Below are 20,084 nucleotides of genomic sequence, written 5' to 3'. Positions count from 1 at the left end.
GGGGTCCGTCGCCCCGGAACGGGACGACGGACCCCGCCGCGACGGGGACGACGGATCAGGCCGTGGCGGCCAGGGCCGTCGAGGTCTCGCGGACGAAGTCGTCGAGGTCGCCGGGGTCACGCGACGTGACGAGCGTGAAGCCCTGCTCGACGTCGGTCACCACCGAGCGGTCGACCCAGGTACCTCCGGCGTTGCGGACGTCGGTCTGCAGCGAGGCGTAGGAGGTGAGCTCCTTGCCCGTCACGAGGCCGGCCTCGATGAGTGCCCACGGGCCGTGGCAGATCGCGGCGATCGGCTTGCCCGCCGTGGCGAAGGCCGTGACGAGGTCGACGGCGTCGCTCTCGGTTCGCAGGGTGTCGGCGTTGATGGTGCCACCGGGCACGAGCAGGAGGTCGTGGTCGGCGGCGTCGACCTCGGCGATGGTCGTGTCGGGACGGACGGTCTGACCCGGGTCCTTGTCGCCGACGAGCGTCTGGATCGGCTCGGTGGAGACGCCGGCGACGACGACGGTGGCGCCCTGCTCGCGCAGCTTCGCGACGGGGACGACGAGCTCGTCCTGCTCGACGCCGTAGTTGGTGACGATCGCGAGAACGCGGCGTCCGGTGAGTTCGGTGCTTGCCATGGTGATGCTCCTCTCGGGGCCGGTCGGGGCCCGGTGTGCGACCCCTCCCGTCTACGCGGGCGGGCTGGGTCGCGGCTGGCCCGGTGTACCCCACCCGCGCCTCCGGACCACGGCCTCGTCGGCTCAGCTGGCCAGCAGCGCCCTGGCGGTCCCCTCGTCGAGGATCAGGTCGGTGACCAGGCCCGCGGCGAGCGCACCGCGGACGCTGACGACCTTGGCCTCGCCGGCGACGACGCAGACGCGACGCGGCGTGCGCCGGATGGTCGCCAGGTCGGGCCCCGTGGCGCGCTGGTTGAGCTCGATGTCGGCCGACGAGCCGTCCTCGCGGAAGAACACGGTCGCGACGTCGCCCACCACGTGGTCGTGGCCGAGGCTGTCGTGGTCGCTCTGCTCGAGGTAACCGCCCGAGTAGACGTGGCTCGGCACGTGCGCCTCGCGCGAGCCGACGCCGAAGACGACGAGGTCCATGGCGCCCTGCAACGAGAGGACGCGTCGGGTGCTGCGCTCCCGCCACAGGGCGCTCTTGGTGGCGGGGTCGTCGAAGAACGCGGGCACGGGGAACTGCTGGATCAGGGCGCCGTACGCGTGACCGAACCGCCGCAGGATCTCGCTGGCGTACTCGATGCCCGTCGTGCGGGTGTTCGCCGCACCGTTGAGCTGGACGAAGACGGTGTTGTGCGTGGTCTTGGGCACCAGGTACCGGCTGACCGCACTGACGGTGGAGCCCCAGGCGACGCCGACGACCATGTTCGAGTCGACGTACTGCGTGAGCGTTCGTGCAGCCGACAGCGCGACGCGGTCGAGCCGGTCGACGTCGCTCGTCTGGTCGGGCACCGGGACCACGTGCGCGACCACGCCGAAGCGTCGGTGCAGACCCTCGCCCACGGCTGTCGGCTGGTCGAGGGGTGACTTGATCTGGATGTCGACGAGGCCCGTCTCGCGAGCCGACTTCAGGAGGCGCGAGACCGACGAGCGGGACGTCTGCAGTTCGTGCGCGATCGCCTCCATCGTGAGGTCCTGCATGTAGTAGAGGTGCGCAGCGCGCAGGGCCTCCTGCGTGCGTTCGGACGTGTCGCCAGCGACCAACGGGACCTCCTTGCACGTTCGTGCAGATCCGTTGCACCTTGTGTGCATCGGGACGACGATGAATCTACCGGCCCGCAGGACGAGTCGGTCACCACCACCTGACATCGCATCTCGAAAGAAGCAGTGACCATGTCGAAGAAGACAGACTCGATCCGTCCCAACGTGCAGCGCATCGTCGACCGCCCGACGGCACAGGTGCTCGTCGTCGGCGGTGGCATCAACGGCATCGCGACCTTCCGCGACCTCGCCCTCCAGGGCGTCGACGTCGTGCTGGTCGAACGCGCCGACTACGCGTCGGGGGCGTCCGCCGCGTCGTCGCACATGATCCACGGCGGCATCCGCTACCTCGAGAACGGCGAGTTCCGCCTCGTCCGCGAGAGCGTCGAAGAGCGCAACGGCCTGCTGAAGATCGCCCCGCACTACGTCAAGCCGCTGCAGACCACGATGCCGATCTTCTCGACGTTCAGCGGCATCATGAACGCCCCGCTGCGCATGCTGACGCACAAGCAGCGCTCCACGAAGGAGCGCGGCGCCCTGCTGATCAAGGTCGGCATGACCATGTACGACTCGTTCTCGCGTGACGGCGGCTCGGTGCCCCGTCACAAGTTCCTCGGGCGCAAGAAGGCCCTGGCCGAGATGCCGCACCTCAACAAGGCCCTCAAGTACACGGGCACCTACTACGACGCGTCGGTCCACGAGCCCGAGCGCCTCGCGCTCGACGTGCTGAAGGACGGCCTGGCCGCCGGCGACAACGCCCGCAGCGCCAACTACCTCGAGGCCGTCGGCACCGCCGACGGCGGCGTGACCCTGCGCGACGTCGTCAGCGGGACCGAGTTCACGGTGAAGGCCGACGTCGTCATCAACGCGTCTGGCCCCTGGACCGACCTCACCAACAAGGCCTTCGGCGCCGAGTCGCAGTACATGGGCGGCACCAAGGGCTCGCACATCGTCGTCGACAGCCCCGAGCTGCTCGAGGCCACGAACGGTCGCGAGATCTTCTTCGAGAACAACGACGGCCGCATCGTCCTGATCTACCCGCTCAAGGGACGCGTGCTGATCGGCACGACCGACCTGGAGGCCGACATGGCCGAGCCGGCCGTCTGCACCGAAGAAGAGGTCGACTACTTCTTCGACCTGGTCAAGCACGTCTACCCCGACATCGAGCTCGACCGCGGCCACATCGTCTACCGCTACTCGGGCGTCCGCCCGCTGCCGAAGCACGACGACCTCGCCGCGGGCTTCGTGTCCCGTGACTACCGCATCGTCGAGACCGAGGTCGCCGAGCTGCCCGGCACGACCGTCCTCAGCCTCGTCGGCGGCAAGTGGACCACGTTCCGCGCCCTGTCGGCCCACCTCTCGACCGAGGCGACGACGAAGCTCGGCGTGAAGCGGTCGGTGGACACGACGGGCATGGCGATCGGCGGCGGCAAGGGCTTCCCGACCACCGACGGCGCCCGCACCACCTGGGTGGCGGCCCACGCCGACGGGCTCGACCGCGACCAGGTCGACCGCCTGCTGACCCGGTACGGCACCCGCGCCTCGGACGTCATCGAGGTGCTGCTCGACCAGCCGTCGCAGGCCCTCGAGGCCGACTCGACGCTGACCACGGCCGAGATCGCCTACTTCGCCGAGCACGAGGACGCCGTCCACCTGGCCGACGTCGTGTTGCGCCGCACGAACCTCGCGTTCGTCGGTGGCGTCACCATCGAGCTGCTCACCGAGATCGCCGACGTCATGGCCGGCTCGCTCGGCTGGACGACCGAGCAGCGCGACGACGAGATCGAGCAGACCCTGACGACCCTGCGCGACTCGCACGGCGTCGAAGTCGCCTCGCAGCACGTGCCCGCAGCGACCCCCGCCGCCGCCCAGTAGCCGCACCGACCCGAGTCACGAAGCCCCGCCCCGGTCGTGGAGGCGGGGTTTCGTCGTACCCGGGACCGAGCCCGCCCACTGGCATTGACATGTGGACTTCGCTGCCCATCGGGCAAAATGTGACGTTTCCGTATTAGGATGCTGGCCGGGCACACGCCCGTGAGGATCTAGGAGGCCGCATGCCGATTCCCGTCACTCCCCCTGCCGCCGAGCGACAGCTGCTGCGCGACACGGTCCGCAGCCGCATCCGTGACGCGATCATCGACGGCACGCTCGAACCGGGCGAACGCCTGCACGACGACGAGCTGATCGCCTGGCTGCAGGTGTCGCGCACCCCGATCCGCGAGGCACTCGGCGACCTCGTGCGTGCCGGCCTCGTCGAGATGGCGCCGAACCGCTACACGAAGGTCGCGACGCCGAAGGCCGAAGAGGCCGTCCAGGCGGTCCAGACCCTCGGCGTGCTCTTCGGCGGCGCCGTCCGCCTGGCCGTCCCGAACCTGCCGGCCGCCGTCAAGCGCGAGATCGTGCGGGCGATCGACGTCTGCCTCGGTGATCTCGACCGTGAGGACGCCCCGGCGCTGAACGCCCACGCCATCGCGCTCTTCTCGACCTACGTCGACCACTGCGGCAACCCGTCACTGGTCAAGGTGTGCACCGACGTCACCGACGGCCTCGCCTACAAACTGCGCGTGCCGAACATCGTCCAGGTGCTGCAGTGGGACTCGATGGCCGACTCGTTCGCCGCCCTGCGCGAGGCGACCGAGGCCGGCGACCCCATCGCCGCCGAACTCGCCGCCGAAGACCTGCACGCCCTGCCCGGCCACCGCCCGGTCGCCTGAGCGGGCGAGCCGAGGAGGCGCGGGTCAGGTCGCCGGGAGCGTCGGCGTCGGGATGGTCGGCGGCAGGGCGGGCGGCGTGGCCCGCAGATCGGCCACGCGGTCGGCGGGCTCGGTGCGGGCGAGGAACCCGATGCGCGACTCGCGGACGTGCCACCCCATCAGCTCGGCGGCCCCGGCCTCGTCGCCCGCGTCGATCGCCGCGAGGATGCGGCGGTGGTCGGGCCAGAGCCGCTTGCCTCGCGAGAAGGTGTCGAGTGCGTACAGCCACTCGATCTTGTTCGACAGCTGGCGCAGCAGGGTCGCCAGGGTGGCGCTCCCGCTCAGCTGCGCCACGCCGACGTGGAACCGGTCGTTGAGCTCGACGAGACGGTCGAGGTCGCCGGCCTCGACGGCGGCGTCCCCGTCGTCGAGCAGCTGGCCGAGCACGCGCCGTGTCCGCCACCAGTCCTCGGGCGGGCGCGGCTCGCCGAACAGCTCGCGCGCCCGCAGGGCGGCCCGACGCGCGGTCGAGATCTCGAGGGCCTCGCGGACGGCGAAGAGGTCGTCGGCCTCGTCGACCGGGATCGCCGCGACCCGACTGCCCACGTGGGGCGTCGACTCGACGAACCCCTCGGCCTCGAGCGCACGCAGCGCCTCGCGCACCGGGACGCGCGAGACGCCGTGGCGGCGGGCGACCGAGGCCTCGGTGATGCGCGTCCCCGGCACGAGGGTGCCCTCGACGATCTCGCGACGCAGAGCGTCGACGAGGACGACGGGCGGCGGGCCCTCAGAGGGCGAGGCTGGCACCGGGGATGGCTCCCAACAGTTCGGTCGTGTACTCGGCACGGGGCGACAAGAAGATGTCGTCGACGCTACCGCGCTCGACCACGGCGCCCTTGCGCATCACCACCACGTCGTGGGCGATCTGGCGCACGACGGCCAGGTCGTGCGTGATGAACAGGTAGCTGAGGCCGAGTCGACGCTGCAGGTCGCCGAGCAACTCGAGGATCTGCTCCTGGACGAGCACGTCGAGCGCCGAGACGGCCTCGTCGCAGATGAGCAGCTCGGGCTCCAGCGCGAGCGCCCGCGCGATGGCCACCCGTTGGCGCTGGCCACCCGACAGCTCGTTCGGCCGGCTCTGGGCGACCGATCGGGGCAGGGCGACCTGGTCGAGCAGCTCGGCGACCCGCTGCCTGCGGGAGGCCCGGTCGCCGACGCCGAAGATGCGCAAGGGCTCGTCGATCAACCGCTCGACGCTGTACGACGGGTCGAGCGAACCGTAGGGGTCCTGGAAGACGGGCTGCACGCGGCGACGCAGTGCTCGACGGGACGCACCCCGGCTCGCCGTGATGCTCTCGCCGTCGATCAGGGCCGACCCGCTCGTCGCCGACTCGAGGCCGAGCACGATGCGGGCCACGGTCGTCTTGCCCGAGCCGGACTCCCCCACGATCGCCGTCGTGGTGCCGCGCGGCACCTCGAACGAGACGTGGTCGACGGCCCGCACCTGCTCGCCACGGCGACCACGGAGGCGGAACTCCTTGACCAGGTCGGTGACGGTCAGGATCGGGTCGACCCGCGCCTCCTTCGCGTCCGTCGTGTCGTCGAGGACGGCCTCGCCGCGACGGAGGGCGGTGGCCGAGGCCAGCGTCGGCGCGGCCGCGACGAGGCGCTTCGTGTACTCGTGCTGCGGGCGACGCAGGATCTGCTCGGGCGTGCCCTGCTCGACGACGCGACCCTCGAGCATCACGACGATGCGGTCGGTGCGGTCGGCGGCGAGCCCCAGGTCGTGGGTGATGAAGAGCAGGGACGTGCCGCGACTCTCGACCAGCGTCTGCAGGTGGTTGAGGATCTGCCGCTGCACCGTCACGTCGAGCGCACTGGTCGGCTCGTCGGCGATCAGCAGCTGCGGCTCGCGGGCCAGGGCGATCGCGATGAGCACGCGCTGGCGCATGCCGCCCGAGAACTCGTGGGGGAACTGCCCCGCCCGGCGCTCGGCCTCGGGGATGCCCGCCTCGGTCATCAACGCGACGACGCGACGCTGCACCTCGTCGTGGCCGCGGAGCCCGTGGGTGCGCAGGGCGTCGGCGATCTGGGCACCGACCTTCATCGACGGGTTCAGGTTGGTGGACGGGTCCTGCGGCACGAGGCCGATGCGCGCGCCGCGCACCTGGCGCATGGGCGCCTCGGTGGCCTGCGCGAGGTCGAGGGTGCTGCCGTCGGGGCCCGCGAGCTCGATCGTGCCGCCCGTGATGTGGCCGGCCCCGGGCAGCAGGCGCAGGATGGCCGCGACCACCGTCGACTTGCCCGAGCCGGACTGGCCGACGATCGCCACCCGCTCGCCCGGCAGGACGTCGAGGTCGACGCCGTGCACGGCGGGGGTGTCGCCGAACGAGACGCGCAGGTCGCGCACGCTCAGCAAGGGGGAGGTCGGGTTCTCAGCGTCCTGCGGCATAGGCCTGGGCTCCTCGGGGGTTGGCGGCGGCGGAGAGCACGCCGGTCTCGGGGTCTCGCGAGACGCTCGACAGCCGGCCCAGGGACCAGCCGCCGGCGCGGGTGACGACGTGGCCGCGGGCGACCAGCGCGTCGATGACGTCGTCGCCCAGACGGTCCTCGACGACGACTCCCCCGGGCTCCCAGGTGCGGGGCCAGAAGCTGCCGGGGAACGACGTGGTGTGCAGCGCGGGGGCGTCGATCGCCTGCTGCGGGGTGTAGCCGCCGACGATCGTGCGCAGCAGGTAGAGCAGCTGCCACTGGTCCTGCTGGTCGCCGCCGGGCGAGCCGAGCGCGACGACGGGCTCGCCGTCCTTCAGCACGAGCGTGGGCGTCAGCGTCGTGCGCGGGCGGGTGCCGGGCTCGAGGGTCGACGCCGTGCCCTCGTCCAGCCACGACATCTGCAGCCGGCTGCCGAGGCAGAAGCCGAGCTCGGGGATCGTCGGCGACGACTGCAGCCAGCCGCCCGACGGGGTCGCCGAGACGATGTTGCCCCAGCGGTCGACGACGTCGAGATGGCAGGTGTCGCCGCGCGTCTCGCCGGTCGGCTCGGTGAACGGCTCGGCCAGACGGTCGGCAGGAGGCGCGGTGCCGGTCGCCGGGGCGTCCTCGGCCGGTGCGACGGGCGCGGCGGCGGATGCCGGTGCCCGCCCGGGGGCGGCGACCGTGGGCTCACCGACGCCGGCGGGTGCCTCGCTGAGCGCGGGCGGCAGGTACTCGGTGCGCATCGTGGGCAGGGCGAACGGCTCGCGACCGGGGACGTCGCCAGGTCGCAGTTCGTGCGACGCCCGGTCGCCGATCAGCGCGCGACGCTCGTCGGCGTAGTCCGCGGACAAGAGGGTCGCGAGGGGCACGTCACCGGGGCCGTACCAGGCCTCGCGATCGGCCATCGCGAGCTTCTGCGCCTCGACGACGGTGTGGGCGCCGACCGCGGTCGACGGGTCGAGCAGCTCGTCGTCGAGCGGTTCGAGCAGCGCCAGCACCTGCAGCAGCGCGGGACCCTGGCCCCAGGCGCCGGTCTTGGCGATCGTGTGGCCGCGGAACTCGATCGTGGTCGCCGGCTCGGTCGTGGCGCGGAACGCGGCGAGGTCCGCGGCCGTGACGACACCCGCGTGGTCGGTGCCCGACGAGTGACGGTGCGGAGTGCGGACGAACTCGTCGATCGCCTGCGCGACGTGTCCGCTGCCCCACTCGACCCGCGCCTCCTCGATCTTCGCCTCGCGGGACGCGTCGGGGCCGAGGGCCTCGCCGGCCGCGACCAGCTCGTCGAGGACGGCCGCGTAGGCCGGGTTCGTCAGCAGGTCGCCCTCGCGTGGCACCTCGCCACCGGGCATCCACTGCGCCGCCGAGGTGGGCCAGTGCTCGGTGAAGAGGTCGGCGACGGTCTCGATCGTGGACGCCACGCGCGCCACGATCGGGTGGCCGTCGCGGGCGTAGCCGATCGCGTAGGCGAGGACGTCGGCGAGCGACCAGGTGCCGTGCTCGGCCAGCAGCTTCAGCCAGGCGTCGACCGCACCGGGGACGGCGGCCGCGAGGGCTCCCGACCCGGGCACGAGCTCGAGGCCCTCGGCCAGGTAGTGCTCGCGGGTGGCCCCGGCCGGGGCGGGGCCCTGGCCGACGAGCACGGTCGGGTCGTCGGGGGCCTCGGCCGTCGCGTAGATCGCCGTGAGGTCGCCGCCGGGACCGTTGAGGTGCGGCTCCACGACGTGCAGGACGAAGGCGCCCGCGACGGCAGCGTCGAAGGCGTTGCCGCCGCGCTCGAGGACCGACTGGGCCGAGGCCGTCGCCAGCCAGTGCGTCGACGACGTCATGCCGAAGGTGCCGCGCAGGTCGGGACGGGTGACGAACTCGTCGGGGGTGGTGTAGGTCACGAGGGGGTCACTTCCGGTCGCTGGCGGTGGGGTCGAGGGCGTCGCGCAGGGCGTCGCCGAACAGGTTGAAGCCCAGGCAGATCACGGCGATCGCCAGTCCCGGCACGACGGCCGCGAAAGGCGCCTTGGCCAGGTACTGCTGCGCGTCGCTGAGCATGATGCCCAGACTGGCCGTCGGCGGCTGGATGCCCAGCCCGAGGAACGACAGCAGGGCCTCGCCGATCACGGCGACCGGCATGATGACCGTCGCCTGCACGATGATCGCCGAGACGCAGTTGGGCAGGACGTGCTGGAAGATCACCCGCAGTCCCGTGGCGTCCATCGTCGTCGCGGCGAGGACGAAGTCGGTCGACTTGACGCGCAGCGTCTCACCGCGCACCACGCGGATCATCGTCGGCACCTGGGCGATGCCGAGGGCGACCACGGCGTTCGTCAGGCTCGGACCGCTGATCGCGGCCAGCGCCACGGCGATGATCAGGAACGGGAACGCCAGCATGACGTCGGTGAGGCGCGAGATGACGCCGTCGAGCCAGCGCCAGTAGCCGGCGAGCAACCCGAGGGGCGTGCCGACCACGACGGCCAGCATCACCGACAACACGCCCACCTGCAGCGAGACGCGGATGCCGTACACGGTGCGCGACAGGATGTCGCGGCCGAGGTCGTCGGTACCGAGCACGTAGCCCACGGTGCCGGGCACCTGGAACGGCAGTTCGAAGTTCACCCGCGTCGGGTCGTACGGGGCGATGAGCGGCGCGGCCAGGCCGGCGACGAGGACGACGAGCAGCATGACGCCGCCGGTGACGCCCAGCTTGTTGCGGACGAGGCCGCGCCAGACGCGTCCCCGCGCCGAGCCGAGCCCCGCCCCTGCGGCGGTGGGTGTCTCGATGACGGTCACGATGCGCCTCCTACCCTGATGCGCGGGTTGATGACGGAGTACAGGACGTCCACCGCCAGGTTGATCACGATGTAGCCGACCGTGATGATCAGCACGACGGCCTGGATCACCGGGTAGTCGCGGGTGAAGACCGAGTCGAGCGTGAGCTTGCCGAAGCCCGGCAGCGCAAAGATGCGCTCGGTGACCACGGCGCCCGAGATCAGGCCGCCGAGTTGCAGGCCGACGATCGTGACGACCACGATCATCGAGTTGCGCAGGCCGTAGCGCATCAGCACCCGACCACGACCGAGGCCCTTGGCCCGCGCGGTGCGCACGTAGTCGGTCTTCATCGTCTCGATCATCGAGGCGCGGGTCTGCCGCATGATGACCGCGGCGAGGCTCGTGCCGAGGATCAGCGCGGGCAGGGTCAGGTGGTAGAACGCGCTCGCCGGGTTCTCGGCCACCGGCACGTATCCCGACGCCGGGAACAGGCCGAGACCGGCCGCGAGCCAGAGGATCGCGAGGATTCCGAGCCAGAAGTTCGGCACCGAGAGCCCCACCAGGGCGGCGGCGTTGGCCATCCACTCGGGCCAGCGGCCCCGGTACCGCTCGGCGACGACGCCCAGGGCGACGCCCACGACGACGGCGACGACGATCGCGTAGAGGGCGAGCCAGAGCGTGACCGGCAGGGTGGCACCGATCAGCTCGGTGACCGGTGTGCCGGTGCGGGTGGACTCGCCGAAGTCGCCGCGGACGAAGTTGCCGACGAACCGGCCGTACTGCACGAGCAGCGAGTCGTCGAGGCCGAGGTCGGCCCGGATGGCGGCGACGCGCTCGGGCGTCGCCTCTTCTCCGGCCAGGGCCAGGGCCGGGTCGCCCGGCAGCTGGCGCACGCCCCAGAACACGACGATCGAGGCGATCACGAGCGTGACGGCCGACTGCCAGAGCCGGGTGATCAGGTAACGGGTCATCGGGTCACTCCCCCTCGACGAAGGCGGCGTTGCTGAGGCGCACGACGCCGTCGGCGTAGGTGGACACCCCGGCGACCTCGTTCGTCAGCGCGGTCAGGCTGCGGGTGCGGTACAGGTAGATGAGCGGTTCGTCCTCTTGCACCTGCGTCACGGCCTCGCCGTAGAGCGCGGCACGCTCGTCGACGTCGATGGACGCGGCGGCGTCGGCGAGCAGCTCGTCGACCCGGGGGTTGCTGTAGCCCGAGTAGTTGTTGCCGCCGCCGGTGCGCAGGAAGTTCACCATGTTGCCGTTCGGGTCGACGCGACCGGACCAGCCGAGCTGCAGCGCGTCGAAGTCCCCCCGCGACTGCACGTCGAGCAGGGTCGAGTACTCGACCGGGGTGATCGACAGGCGGAACCCGCCGTCCGCCACCTGGGCCTGCAACGCCTGGGCGAGCCGCAACGTGTCGGCGTTGTTGCTGGCCTGGATCTCGATGTCGTAGGGCGTGGCCACGCCCGCCTCGTCGAGGAGGCGCTTCGCCCCCTCGGGGTCGTAGCCCGGACAGGCGTCGCTGGCGTCCGTGGCGAACGGACTCGTCGGCGGGATCGGCGAGCAGGCGGTGTCGTTCCACCCGCCGAACACGCTCTGGACGAGCGCGTCGCGGTCGATCGACATGGCCAGCGCCTGACGGACGCGCACGTCGCTCGCCAGAGGGGTGTCGATCTGCACGGGGTCGGTTCCGACGCCGTCCTGGTTGCCGATGTTCACCGTGATGCCCTGGTAGCCGAACGAGCCGACCTGCAGCACCGTCAGGCCGTCGTCGGCCATGAGGGAGTCGACGTCCATCGTCGACATCGAGTCGGCGACCTGCACGTCACCCGCGCGGACGTTCGCCGCACGGATGCTCGCGTCGGTGATGATGCGGTAGGTGATCGTGTCGAGGTGCACGTCCTCGGCGTCGTAGTAGAGCGGGTCGCGCTCGACCGAGATCGAGGTCTGCGGCACACGGTCGACGAACTTGAACGGGCCGACGCAGACCGGGGCGTCACCGAAGTCGTCACCCTCGGCCTCGAGCGCCGTCGGCGACATGATCATGCCGGCCCGGTCCGCGAGTGCCGCGGTGAGCGGGGCGAAGGGTCGCTCGTAGGTCAGGCGCACCGTGTCGTCGTCGAGGGCTACGACCCCGGTGACGGGGCCGAGCTCGCTGGCCCGCGACGAGTCGGGCTTGTCGAGGTGGCGGCGCAGCGTGGTGACCACGGCCTCGGCGTCGAGTGGGGTCCCGTCGGCGAACACGGCGTCGGTGCGCACGGGGATGTCGACCGTGAGCCCGCCGTCCGACAGCGTCGGCAGCTCGGTCGCCAGCAACGGCACGAGGTCACCCTCGGCGTCGATGTCGTACAGCTTCTGGCACACCGTCTCCATGACGTAGCGCGTGTAGAGCGACGACGACGTGGTGGGGTCGAGGGCGTCCGGCTCGGCCGACAGCGCCATGACCAGGTCGCCCCCCTCGACGATCGTCTTGTCGCCGATGGGGGCGGTGGTGACGTCGGTCTTGTCGGGCGGGTTCGTGCCGGCGGGCTGCTGCGGGACGCAGGCCGTCAGCGCGAGCGTCGCGGCCGCGGCGAGGGCCGGGAGCGCGAGGGCTCGGCGCAGGCGGCGACGGCCGGCCGGAGCGCTCGCGGCGCGGGTCGTGCTCGCGCTCGCGGCGCGGGCCGTGCTCGCGCTCGCGCTCGCGGCGCGGGTCGGGCGGGGTGGGCGGGCCATCGGGCCTCCGATGCTCGGGTGGTATCGGTCTGTGCGGCGTGGATTGCATACAATCCTGCCGCACGCCCCAGTTTTGTATACGAATTGTTTCGCGCGGGTAAAACGTCACGCGGGCTCGCCACCCGCCGGGCGCCGGGCGCCGTCGCGGCTCGAGACGCACCGCCTACTGAACGTCGCACCGCCTGTTTGTGCGGTGCGACGTTCAGTAGGCGGTGCGAAGCGGAAGGCCGACGCGCAGGAGCTCGGCGCGGAGCTTCACCGGGTGCTCGAGTTCGTCCCAGACCGTCCGGCCGAAGCCCCGGACCTCCGGCCGATCACGGATGCGGTCCTCACGGATCTTCTCGTCGACCACGACCCGAGACGGGGTCCGTCCCTTGAGCCACCGTGCCTGCGTGTACTTCGACAGGCCGTCGAACTCGAGCACGATGCCGAACTCGGGCCACCAGAAGTCGACGACGTCGCGGCCTCCGGCCCAGGGGAACGCCTGCTGCAGCACGGGCGGCGGGGCCCCGAGCTGACGGAGGAGCACTCGACACCAGGACTCGCCCGCCGACTCGGCTCCGGCGTCGGCGAAGGACAGCGCTCGCCGGGCACCGACTCGCCCGCGAGCCGTCGGCCGGGCATCGAGAACGGCCGTCAACTCGTCACGGGTGGACGATCGCGAGTGCAGGACACCGTCGAGAGCGGCGACACCGTCGCGGAAGGACGACGTCAGGGCGAGATCGACTGCGGTGCGCGCCGGGGACGTGACCCGCAGGGAACGGACGACCCGCGCCTCCTCGGGTGTGAGCGGTGCTGCGTGGCGGACGACTCCGGTCGACGTCTGGGTCGACCTCCGAGCCGGGTCGGTGACGTGCACCCGCTCGGGCCACTCGCCGATGACGGGGACGTCGTGCACGGCTGCCGCCGACCGGTGCGAGACGACGACTCGTGCGTCGAGGCGATCGACGACGGCCAGCGCACGGAGGACGTGACGCCGTCGAGGAGTCGACGCCTGCCAGAGGTCGGCTGCGACGTACGTGCCGGTCGCCAGACGCAGGAGTTCTCCCCGCGCTGCGCGTCGACGCAGCGCGGCGGCTTCACGCGTCTGGTGGCCGACGGAGTCGATGTGGAGCAGGGGAGGGAGGGGAAGTTCGTCCACCCCGACACTGTGCCCGAGATCGCCCGCATGCCTCGAAAGTTGTCCACAGGGCCGCTGTCGCACCACGAACTGAACGTCGCACCGCCCAATTCGGCGGTGCGACGTTCAGCAGGCGGTGCGGTGCGGGGCGGCTACTCGAGGTTGGCGTGGCGGGGCCAGAGCTCGTCGGCATCGGCACCCGAGCGCTTCCACAGCGCGTGGAAGACGGCGTCGCCGAGCAGCACGACGGTCTGCTCGAACAGCCCGCCGGCGTACTGCGACGAGGCGGCCCCCGAGCGGTCCTGCTTGTCGGCGGCGGGGACCACGAGCACGGCCTCGGCGAGGTCGGCCAGCGGCGAGTCGGCGGCGGTGGTGATCGCGGCCACCCGGGCCCCGGCGTCGACAGCCGTGCGGGCCGCGGCGACGATGCCGGACGTCGTGCCCGAGCCGCTCGCGGTGAGCAGGACGTCTCCGTCGGCGATCGCGGGAGTCGTCACCTCGCCGACGACGTGCACCTCGAGACCGAGGTGCATCAGCCGCATCGCGGTCATGCGCAGGGCGAGACCCGAGCGACCGGCGCCGTGGACGAAGACGCGCTCGGCGTCGTCGACGAGGTCGGCGAAGGCGTCGAGCTGCCCGGACGTGTCGGACGAGTCGTCGCTCCCGGCGTCGGCGTCGAGCACCGCCGAGACGGCGGCGTCGACCTCGTCCGCCACGAGCTCGAGGGCGGTGGCGACGGAACCGTGGTCGTCGTCGGGGGACGTGCTGTCTGCGGGAGTCACGCGTACCAGCCTGCTCGCCCCGCGCCTCCTGCGTCCAGGTTCGGGTGGACGCCCCGGAACGACAAGGCTGCGACCAGAAGAGGGGCCACCGCGGACCCGCACTGGGGGCAGCCCGGTGCCCGCCCGCTGCCTAGCCTGGGACGGGGGGACGACACACCGAGAGACACCCGAGGAGCACCACGTGACCAGGACGGTCGAGACACCCGCGCACCCGACGCGCAGCTACGAGCGGCTGAGGCCTGCCATGCGCCTGTTCTACCTGTGGACGCTCTCGCGCTCGCGCCACGTGCCCTCCCCGCGCGGTCGGCCGACCTACCGGGCGGACTCCCCCGACCCCGACACCGTGCTGCTGATCGGCACGGGTCCGACCCACGGCTTCGGCGTGACGAGCCACGAGCAGGCGCTCACCGGCCAGATCGCCAAGGAGACCTCGAAGAGCACCGGTCGCGCCTGCTCGGTCGACTACATCGGCGACGAGATGATGAACGCCGGTTCGGCCCGCTCGTGGATCGGCGACCACGACCTCAGCCTGTACGACACGGTCGTCGTGATGCTCGGCCTCAACGACGCCGTCATGCTCACCCCGCTCGACGGCTGGCAGCGCGACGTGACGACGCTCGTCACCGACCTGACGCGACGCGTCCACCCGACCGCCCGCATCGTCCTGGTCGGCGTGCAGCCCGTGCGCTCGGTCACGCGGTTCGACAACCCGTTCGGATCGGTCGCCGACCGGCACGCCGCCCGGATGAACGACATCACCGAGCGGATCGCCGCGCAGCACCCGTCGGCCTCGTACTTCCGGCTGCCCCCGGGAGAGCTGCAGCCCGGTCGACCGCACGGCTGCGAGACGATGTACCGGCAGTGGGGCACCGTGGTCGCCGACCGGGTGGCCCCGACCCTCGACGTGGTGCGCCGCGGCGAGACCGTCGAGCACATCGGCCGCACGTCCGTCGCGCCCGTCGTGCCCGAGCGGGTCGCCGCCCAGCTCGAGGTGGCCCGTCTGGCGGCATCGGTGGCCGCACCGGCCCCGGTCGATCCGGTCGTCGCGCAGCTCGAGGCCGCACGGGCGGCCGTCGCCCGACTCGAGGCCGAGCAGGCCGTCGCGGCACGCTCCGCGGCCGCAGCCGCGCCCGTAGCCGTAGCCGGACCGCCGGCGACGCCGGCCGCGGCGCCGACGCCGGCGCCCGTGACCGCCCTCGGAACCGTGCCCGCGCCGCCGACCGACACCGCGCCTCCTGCCCGTCCGCGTCGGGCCCTGCCCGAGCCGACCTTCGAGTGGTCGGGAGCCGAGAAGCTGGTCGAGCTCGCGAGCAGCGGCGGCTCGGACACCCTGCAGGACCTCGCCCGCCGAGCCGAGAAGGAGTTCGGCGTCGACGTCGCGGTCGTCTCGCTGCTCGACGGCAAGAAGCTCTACTACGCGGTCAACACCGAGCTGCTGCCGGTCTCGATCCCGCGCGAGCTGACGTTCTGCGACGTGACCGTCGCGGCCGACGCACCCGTGATCGTCGAGGACGCCCGCAAGGACGACCGGTTCAAGGACAACCCCTACCTCGACCTCAACCACGGGTACTTCTACGCCGGGCACCCGATCCACTCGTCGTCCGGCGAGGCGATCGGCACCTTCTGCCTGCACAACACGCGGCCCCGCAAGGCGAAGAGCGTGTCGTCCGAGAAGCTGGCCGAGTTCGCCCGGCTCGCCGAACTCGAGCTGCAGAGCTACGAGACGGCCGAGGGCGGTCACGACCTGCCGACGATGTACGAGACCCGGGAGGCGGCGGTCGCGGCGGCCGTGTCGGGTCGCGCCCCGCAGGCGGCCGCCCTGGCCCAGGGAGTGGCCGACGCCGCCGGCGCGGTACCCGTCGCCGCGGCGGCTGCTGCCGCACCGGCCACCCCGGCCCCCACGCGCGTCGGGCGCCACGCCGCCCCCTGACCGCGACCCGTGGGCGAGGACGCACCACGTCCGCGTCGTCGAACCACCCGAGTGCGTGGTTCGACGGCGCGACGGTGGTGCGACCGTCACGCCGTCAGGGTCGCCGCGGCCCCTTCCGCTGCTTCAGCCACAGCACGAGCACGAAGCTGAAGATCACGAGCACCATCCACGAGCCGATCTTGCTCGGGTGCACGAGGCTCCAGCCGTCGGCCTGCGAGGCGTAGGTCCAGGCGCCGAGCAGGGTCGCGGCGTTCTCGGCGACCCAGATGAACAGCCCGATCAGGGCGAACGACACGAGCAACGGCATGCGACGGTCGACGCCCCGCACGCGGAACGTCACCGACCGCGGGGCGATCAGCAGCGCGGCGACGCCGAGCAGCACCCAGCGCAGGTCGGTGATCCAGTGGTTCGTGAAGAAGTTGACGTAGAAGCCGACCGCGACGGCCATGGTCGCCACCATCGGCACGGGGTCGACGCGGAGGTCGAGCCGGCGCCACGCCTGGCAGATGTAGCTCGCGACCGCCGCGTACATGAAGCCGCTGTAGAGCGGCACGTCTCCCAGGCGCAGCACGCCGGGCTCCGGGTACGACCACGATCCGATCGCCACCTTGAACACCTCGAGCCCGAGACCCAGGACGTGGAAGACGCAGATGACGAGCAGTTCGTCCCGGGTCTCGAGCCGCGTCACGACGAGCGCGACCTGCACGAGCAGGCACCAGATCAGCAGGGCGTCGTAGCGCGGGATGCCCACGTCCACCACGCGGGTCACGGCGAGCCCCGCGAAGATCGCGACGGCGAACGCGCACGAGAGGGCCTGGGCGCGGCCGAAGGCCAGCAGGTCGAGCAGGGACTCGCGCGCGCGGGCGGCGCGACCCAGGCGGCGACGAGGGACGATCTCGGCGGCGGACACCGCGCCTCCTCGGTTCGTCGTCGGTGCCGGCCGGGTGGCCGCACCGTCGCCCCGACGGGTGCGACCTCGTCCACGCTACGAACCCCGAGGAGGCGCGGCGTCCGCCCCGAGGACCACCCGCCTCCCCCGCGGGTCGCGTCCCCGGACACGCGAGAGCCCCCTCGCCGGGGGCGAGGGGGCTGTCGTGGGGTGCTCGTCGGCGTCCCGCGCTGCGGGCCGCTGGTACGCACCGTCGACGGGCCGGGCGTCAGCCCGTCCGAAGTCGTGCACCGGGCCGTGGCCCGGGACGGTCAGATCTGGTCGTCGTCCACCAGGCCGGCCACGAAGGGGTAACGGTCGGCCACGTACTCGTGGAGGTCGGGGTGGACGAGGGTGTCGAGCGAGGGAAGCGAGGAGGTCATGGTCGGGCCGTTCAGTCGAGGTCGTCGGTGTCGTCGAGTGCCGTGTCGAAGTAGGACACGTGGTCGCCGACCTGATCGGCGAGGATGCGCTGTGCGAACGTCATCGTGCCCGCCTCAGGCCGACATCGCGTGGGCCGGGGCGGCCACGAGGAAGTCGGCGTAGGTGGGCTCGTCGACCCGGGGGACGGCCGAGACGGCTGCCGAGATCGGGGCGGCGAGGGCGACGGCCGCGACACGCGCCCGACGGCGACGGGGGTAGGTCTCGATGCGGACGGCCGGCACGCGCGGGTCGCGGCGATAGAGACCGGCGTCGACGCGACCGGTGGTCGGGCGGGTCGTCGCCGGGCGGGCCGAAGCGACCGTTCCGCGGACGAGGGAGACGAGTTGCTCGTGGCCGAGGCCCTGGAGCGAGGCGCTGCTGGTGTTCATGTTCTTCTCATTTCTGGCGACCCTGCGTCACCTGAGGAACCTGCTGGAACTGCGGCACCGCCCGTGAAGTCGGTGCCCGTACCGCCGTGAACCGGTACGTGCACCACTGTGGCAGGCCGATTGCTAGATGAACTAGCCAGATCGGGAAGAGTGCGCATTGCGGACATGGCTCGGTCCTCGCCTGCGCGATCTGCGTTCTTCTTCGTTTTTCTGCTTTTGTCTTGTTTTCTCTGTGGAAGCGACGTACAGTCGGCCCACGCCGGCAGCACGCATGCCGGAAGCACCGCGAGACGACGAGGAGGTCGCATGTACGCCACCGAACGGCACGAGTCGATCGCCGAAGCCCTGCGCTCGGCGGGCCGGGTGTCGGTCAGCGACCTCGCCCTGCGCCTCGACGTCACGGCCGAGACGGTCCGCCGCGACCTCGACGCCCTCGAGCAGGCCGGTCTGCTGCAGCGCGTGCACGGCGGTGCCGTCGTCGCCGGCCGCTCCAGCGTCAGCGAACTCAGCCTGAGCGAGCGCGAGACCCGGCACAGCCCCGAGAAGACCTCGGTGGCCCAGGCCGCCGCGCACCTCGTGCCGCCGACCTTCACGGGCTCGATCGCCCTCGACGCCGGCACCACCACCGCCGCCGTCGCCGCCGAACTCGCCCGCTGGACGCCGGCGACGCCCGGCACCGTCCTCACCGTCATCACCAACGCCGTCCCGATCGCCGCGCTGCTGCAGCACAGCCCCCACGTCGACCTGCACCTGCTCGGCGGACGCGTCCGCGGGCTGACCAGCGCCGCCGTCGGCACCAGCACGGTCGAGCAGATCCAGGCGCTCCGCCCCGACATCGTCTTCGTCGGCGCGAACGGCGTCAGCGCCGGCTTCGGCCTGTCGACCCCCGACGAGTTCGAAGGCGCCGTCAAGTCGGCCTACGTCCGTGCCGGACGCCGCGTCGTGGCCGTGGTCGACCAGACCAAACACGGCGAGGAGGCGCTGGTGCGGTTCGCGCGCCTGGCCGAGATCGACACCGTGGTCACCGACGCGCCCCCCGCGCCCGACCTGGGCGAGGCCCTCGAGCTCGCCGACGTCGAGGTGATCGTCGCATGAGCGCCTCGACCCCCGCGCCCCGCCCCGTCGTGGCCCCGCTCGACCCCGCACCTCTGCCAGGAGGCACCCGCATGATCCTCACCGTCACCGCGAACCCCTCGCTCGACCGCACGATCGAGCTGCCGGGCACCCTGCAGCGGGGTGCGGTGCAGCGCTCGGTCAGCACGACCGACGAGCCCGGCGGCAAGGGCGTCAACGTGTCCCGGGCCCTCGCGGCGTCGGGTGCCGAGACGGTGGCCCTGCTGCCCGGCGCCCTCGACGACCCGGTCCTCGTCGCCCTGCGCGAGCGGGGCGTGCCGACCGTCAACCTGCCGATCGACCAGCGCCTCCGGGCCAACGTCACCCTGACCGAGCCCGGCGGCACGACCACCAAGATCAACGAGCTCGGCCCCGACCTCGGCGCCCACGTGGACGAGCTCACCGCGCTCGTCGTCGAGCACGCGGCCCTCGCCTCGTGGTTGGTGCTCGCGGGCTCGCTGCCGCCCGGCCTGCCGACGACCTGGCTGGCCGACGTCGTCCGGGCCGTGCGCGCCTCCTGCGGTGACGCCGCCCCGCGCATCGCGGTCGACTCGTCGGGCGAGCCCTTCGCTGCCCTGATCGCGTCGGGCGTCGGCATCGACCTCGTCAAGCCCAACGCCGACGAGCTCGCCGAGATCGTCGGCGGCGACCCCGAGGCGTACGAGGCCGACCCGGCCTCGGCCGTCGCCGGAGCCCGACGCCTGCGCGAACTCGGCGTCGAGACCGTGCTGCTCACCCTCGGCAGCGCGGGCGCCCTGTTGATCGACGACGAGGGCTCGTGGTTCGCCGCCGCCCCCGTCATCACCGCCCTGAGCACGGTGGGCGCCGGCGACTCGTCGCTGTCGGGCTACCTGCTCGCCGAGACGGCCGGGGCCCCCGCCCCGGCCCGCCTCGCCCAGGCCGTCGCGTCCGGGGCCGCCGCCGCGGCCCTGCCCGGCAGCATCGTCCCCCGCCTCGACCAGACCTTCCCTGACGACATCGACGTCGTCCCGGTGGCCCCCGCGGCCGTCGGGCACCTCTGAGCAGCGTCGCCCAACCCCAAGGAGCAGAA

The 20,084-nt window shown here is 72.2% G+C and carries 17 protein-coding genes; 5 read left to right on the top strand and 12 right to left on the bottom strand.

Annotated elements, in window-relative coordinates; genetic code table 11:
- Nucleotides 1–55: 55 nt before the first annotated feature.
- Together ASE87_RS00540 and ASE87_RS00535 are read right to left on the bottom strand one after the other, a co-directional pair.
- On the bottom strand, nucleotides 56–622 hold the full coding sequence (locus tag ASE87_RS00540) for a type 1 glutamine amidotransferase domain-containing protein (RefSeq protein WP_043595708.1): 567 nt from the start codon (nucleotides 620–622) through the stop codon (nucleotides 56–58).
- Between the two features lie 123 nt (nucleotides 623–745).
- Nucleotides 746–1,645, bottom strand: a complete 900-nt coding sequence (locus ASE87_RS00535; RefSeq protein ID WP_235472206.1) for a sugar-binding transcriptional regulator — start codon at nucleotides 1,643–1,645, stop codon at nucleotides 746–748.
- A 192-nt stretch (nucleotides 1,646–1,837) separates the two neighbouring features.
- Here ASE87_RS00535 and ASE87_RS00530 point away from each other — a divergent pair, with 192 nt between their 5' ends.
- Nucleotides 1,838–3,580: a glycerol-3-phosphate dehydrogenase/oxidase gene (locus ASE87_RS00530; RefSeq protein WP_056225071.1), complete on the top strand. Its 1,743-nt coding sequence runs from the start codon at nucleotides 1,838–1,840 to the stop codon at nucleotides 3,578–3,580.
- A gap of 179 nt (nucleotides 3,581–3,759) precedes the next feature.
- The gene (locus ASE87_RS00525) at nucleotides 3,760–4,419 is read left to right on the top strand and encodes a GntR family transcriptional regulator (protein WP_052505322.1); all 660 of its coding nucleotides are present in this window, start codon (nucleotides 3,760–3,762) and stop codon (nucleotides 4,417–4,419) included.
- A 24-nt stretch (nucleotides 4,420–4,443) separates the two neighbouring features.
- Here ASE87_RS00525 and ASE87_RS00520 read toward each other — a convergent pair whose 3' ends face one another.
- From ASE87_RS00520 to hxlB, 8 genes are all read right to left on the bottom strand, one after another.
- Nucleotides 4,444–5,205: a GntR family transcriptional regulator gene (locus ASE87_RS00520; RefSeq protein ID WP_200925430.1), complete on the bottom strand. Its 762-nt coding sequence runs from the start codon at nucleotides 5,203–5,205 to the stop codon at nucleotides 4,444–4,446.
- The gene (locus ASE87_RS00515) at nucleotides 5,186–6,850 is read right to left on the bottom strand and encodes an ABC transporter ATP-binding protein (protein WP_056225068.1); all 1,665 of its coding nucleotides are present in this window, start codon (nucleotides 6,848–6,850) and stop codon (nucleotides 5,186–5,188) included. The genes ASE87_RS00520 and ASE87_RS00515 overlap by 20 nt, the downstream gene beginning before the upstream one ends.
- Nucleotides 6,834–8,759: a gamma-glutamyltransferase family protein gene (locus ASE87_RS00510; RefSeq protein ID WP_056225063.1), complete on the bottom strand. Its 1,926-nt coding sequence runs from the start codon at nucleotides 8,757–8,759 to the stop codon at nucleotides 6,834–6,836. Before ASE87_RS00510 ends, ASE87_RS00515 begins: the two co-directional genes overlap by 17 nt.
- 7 nt (nucleotides 8,760–8,766) lie before the next feature.
- Nucleotides 8,767–9,654 carry an ABC transporter permease gene (locus ASE87_RS00505; protein ID WP_056225060.1) on the bottom strand — a complete coding sequence of 296 codons (888 nt, stop codon included), beginning with the start codon at nucleotides 9,652–9,654 and terminating at the stop codon, nucleotides 8,767–8,769.
- Nucleotides 9,651–10,604, bottom strand: a complete 954-nt coding sequence (locus ASE87_RS00500) for an ABC transporter permease (RefSeq protein WP_043595715.1) — start codon at nucleotides 10,602–10,604, stop codon at nucleotides 9,651–9,653. Before ASE87_RS00500 ends, ASE87_RS00505 begins: the two co-directional genes overlap by 4 nt.
- 4 nt (nucleotides 10,605–10,608) lie before the next feature.
- The gene (locus ASE87_RS00495; protein WP_082452209.1) at nucleotides 10,609–12,348 is read right to left on the bottom strand and encodes an ABC transporter substrate-binding protein; all 1,740 of its coding nucleotides are present in this window, start codon (nucleotides 12,346–12,348) and stop codon (nucleotides 10,609–10,611) included.
- Between the two features lie 202 nt (nucleotides 12,349–12,550).
- Nucleotides 12,551–13,489: a hypothetical protein gene (locus ASE87_RS00490; RefSeq protein WP_056225056.1), complete on the bottom strand. Its 939-nt coding sequence runs from the start codon at nucleotides 13,487–13,489 to the stop codon at nucleotides 12,551–12,553.
- 131 nt (nucleotides 13,490–13,620) lie between these two features.
- Nucleotides 13,621–14,250, bottom strand: a complete 630-nt coding sequence (gene hxlB / locus ASE87_RS00485) for a 6-phospho-3-hexuloisomerase (RefSeq protein ID WP_043596854.1) — start codon at nucleotides 14,248–14,250, stop codon at nucleotides 13,621–13,623.
- Between the two features lie 181 nt (nucleotides 14,251–14,431).
- Between hxlB and ASE87_RS00480 the strand changes: the two genes are divergently transcribed.
- Nucleotides 14,432–16,180, top strand: a complete 1,749-nt coding sequence (locus tag ASE87_RS00480) for a GAF domain-containing protein (protein ID WP_157489619.1) — start codon at nucleotides 14,432–14,434, stop codon at nucleotides 16,178–16,180.
- A gap of 94 nt (nucleotides 16,181–16,274) precedes the next feature.
- On the opposite strand, the gene ASE87_RS00475 is transcribed toward ASE87_RS00480, so the two are convergent.
- Nucleotides 16,275–17,090: a DUF817 domain-containing protein gene (locus ASE87_RS00475; protein WP_200925429.1), complete on the bottom strand. Its 816-nt coding sequence runs from the start codon at nucleotides 17,088–17,090 to the stop codon at nucleotides 16,275–16,277.
- A gap of 515 nt (nucleotides 17,091–17,605) precedes the next feature.
- On the bottom strand, nucleotides 17,606–17,920 hold the full coding sequence (locus ASE87_RS00470) for a hypothetical protein (protein ID WP_043596001.1): 315 nt from the start codon (nucleotides 17,918–17,920) through the stop codon (nucleotides 17,606–17,608).
- A gap of 306 nt (nucleotides 17,921–18,226) precedes the next feature.
- Between ASE87_RS00470 and ASE87_RS00465 the strand changes: the two genes are divergently transcribed.
- Together ASE87_RS00465 and ASE87_RS00460 are read left to right on the top strand one after the other, a co-directional pair.
- Nucleotides 18,227–19,015 carry a DeoR/GlpR family DNA-binding transcription regulator gene (locus ASE87_RS00465; protein WP_056225048.1) on the top strand — a complete coding sequence of 263 codons (789 nt, stop codon included), beginning with the start codon at nucleotides 18,227–18,229 and terminating at the stop codon, nucleotides 19,013–19,015.
- Between the two features lie 71 nt (nucleotides 19,016–19,086).
- The gene (locus tag ASE87_RS00460) at nucleotides 19,087–20,055 is read left to right on the top strand and encodes a 1-phosphofructokinase family hexose kinase (RefSeq protein WP_056226690.1); all 969 of its coding nucleotides are present in this window, start codon (nucleotides 19,087–19,089) and stop codon (nucleotides 20,053–20,055) included.
- The last annotated feature ends 29 nt before the right edge of the window (nucleotides 20,056–20,084 follow it).

Origin of the sequence: Frigoribacterium sp. Leaf44, from assembly GCF_001421865.1 — a bacterium.
Lineage (GTDB): Bacteria > Actinomycetota > Actinomycetes > Actinomycetales > Microbacteriaceae > Frigoribacterium.
This window is presented reverse-complemented; position numbering and strand designations above follow the sequence as displayed.

Excerpts from the sequence above, each read along its gene's own strand:
- ASE87_RS00540 (WP_043595708.1), bottom strand. The coding sequence starts at position 622 with ATGGCAAGCACCGAACTCACCGGACGCCGCGTTCTCGCGATCGTCACC.
- ASE87_RS00535 (WP_235472206.1), bottom strand. The coding sequence starts at position 1,645 with ATGCAGGACCTCACGATGGAGGCGATCGCGCACGAACTGCAGACGTCC.
- ASE87_RS00530 (WP_056225071.1), top strand. The coding sequence starts at position 1,838 with ATGTCGAAGAAGACAGACTCGATCCGTCCCAACGTGCAGCGCATCGTC.
- ASE87_RS00525 (WP_052505322.1), top strand. The coding sequence starts at position 3,760 with ATGCCGATTCCCGTCACTCCCCCTGCCGCCGAGCGACAGCTGCTGCGC.
- ASE87_RS00515 (WP_056225068.1), bottom strand. The coding sequence starts at position 6,850 with ATGCCGCAGGACGCTGAGAACCCGACCTCCCCCTTGCTGAGCGTGCGC.
- ASE87_RS00500 (WP_043595715.1), bottom strand. The coding sequence starts at position 10,604 with ATGACCCGTTACCTGATCACCCGGCTCTGGCAGTCGGCCGTCACGCTC.
- ASE87_RS00495 (WP_082452209.1), bottom strand. The coding sequence starts at position 12,348 with ATGGCCCGCCCACCCCGCCCGACCCGCGCCGCGAGCGCGAGCGCGAGC.
- ASE87_RS00470 (WP_043596001.1), bottom strand. The coding sequence starts at position 17,920 with ATGAACACCAGCAGCGCCTCGCTCCAGGGCCTCGGCCACGAGCAACTC.
- ASE87_RS00465 (WP_056225048.1), top strand. The coding sequence starts at position 18,227 with ATGTACGCCACCGAACGGCACGAGTCGATCGCCGAAGCCCTGCGCTCG.
- ASE87_RS00460 (WP_056226690.1), top strand. The coding sequence starts at position 19,087 with ATGATCCTCACCGTCACCGCGAACCCCTCGCTCGACCGCACGATCGAG.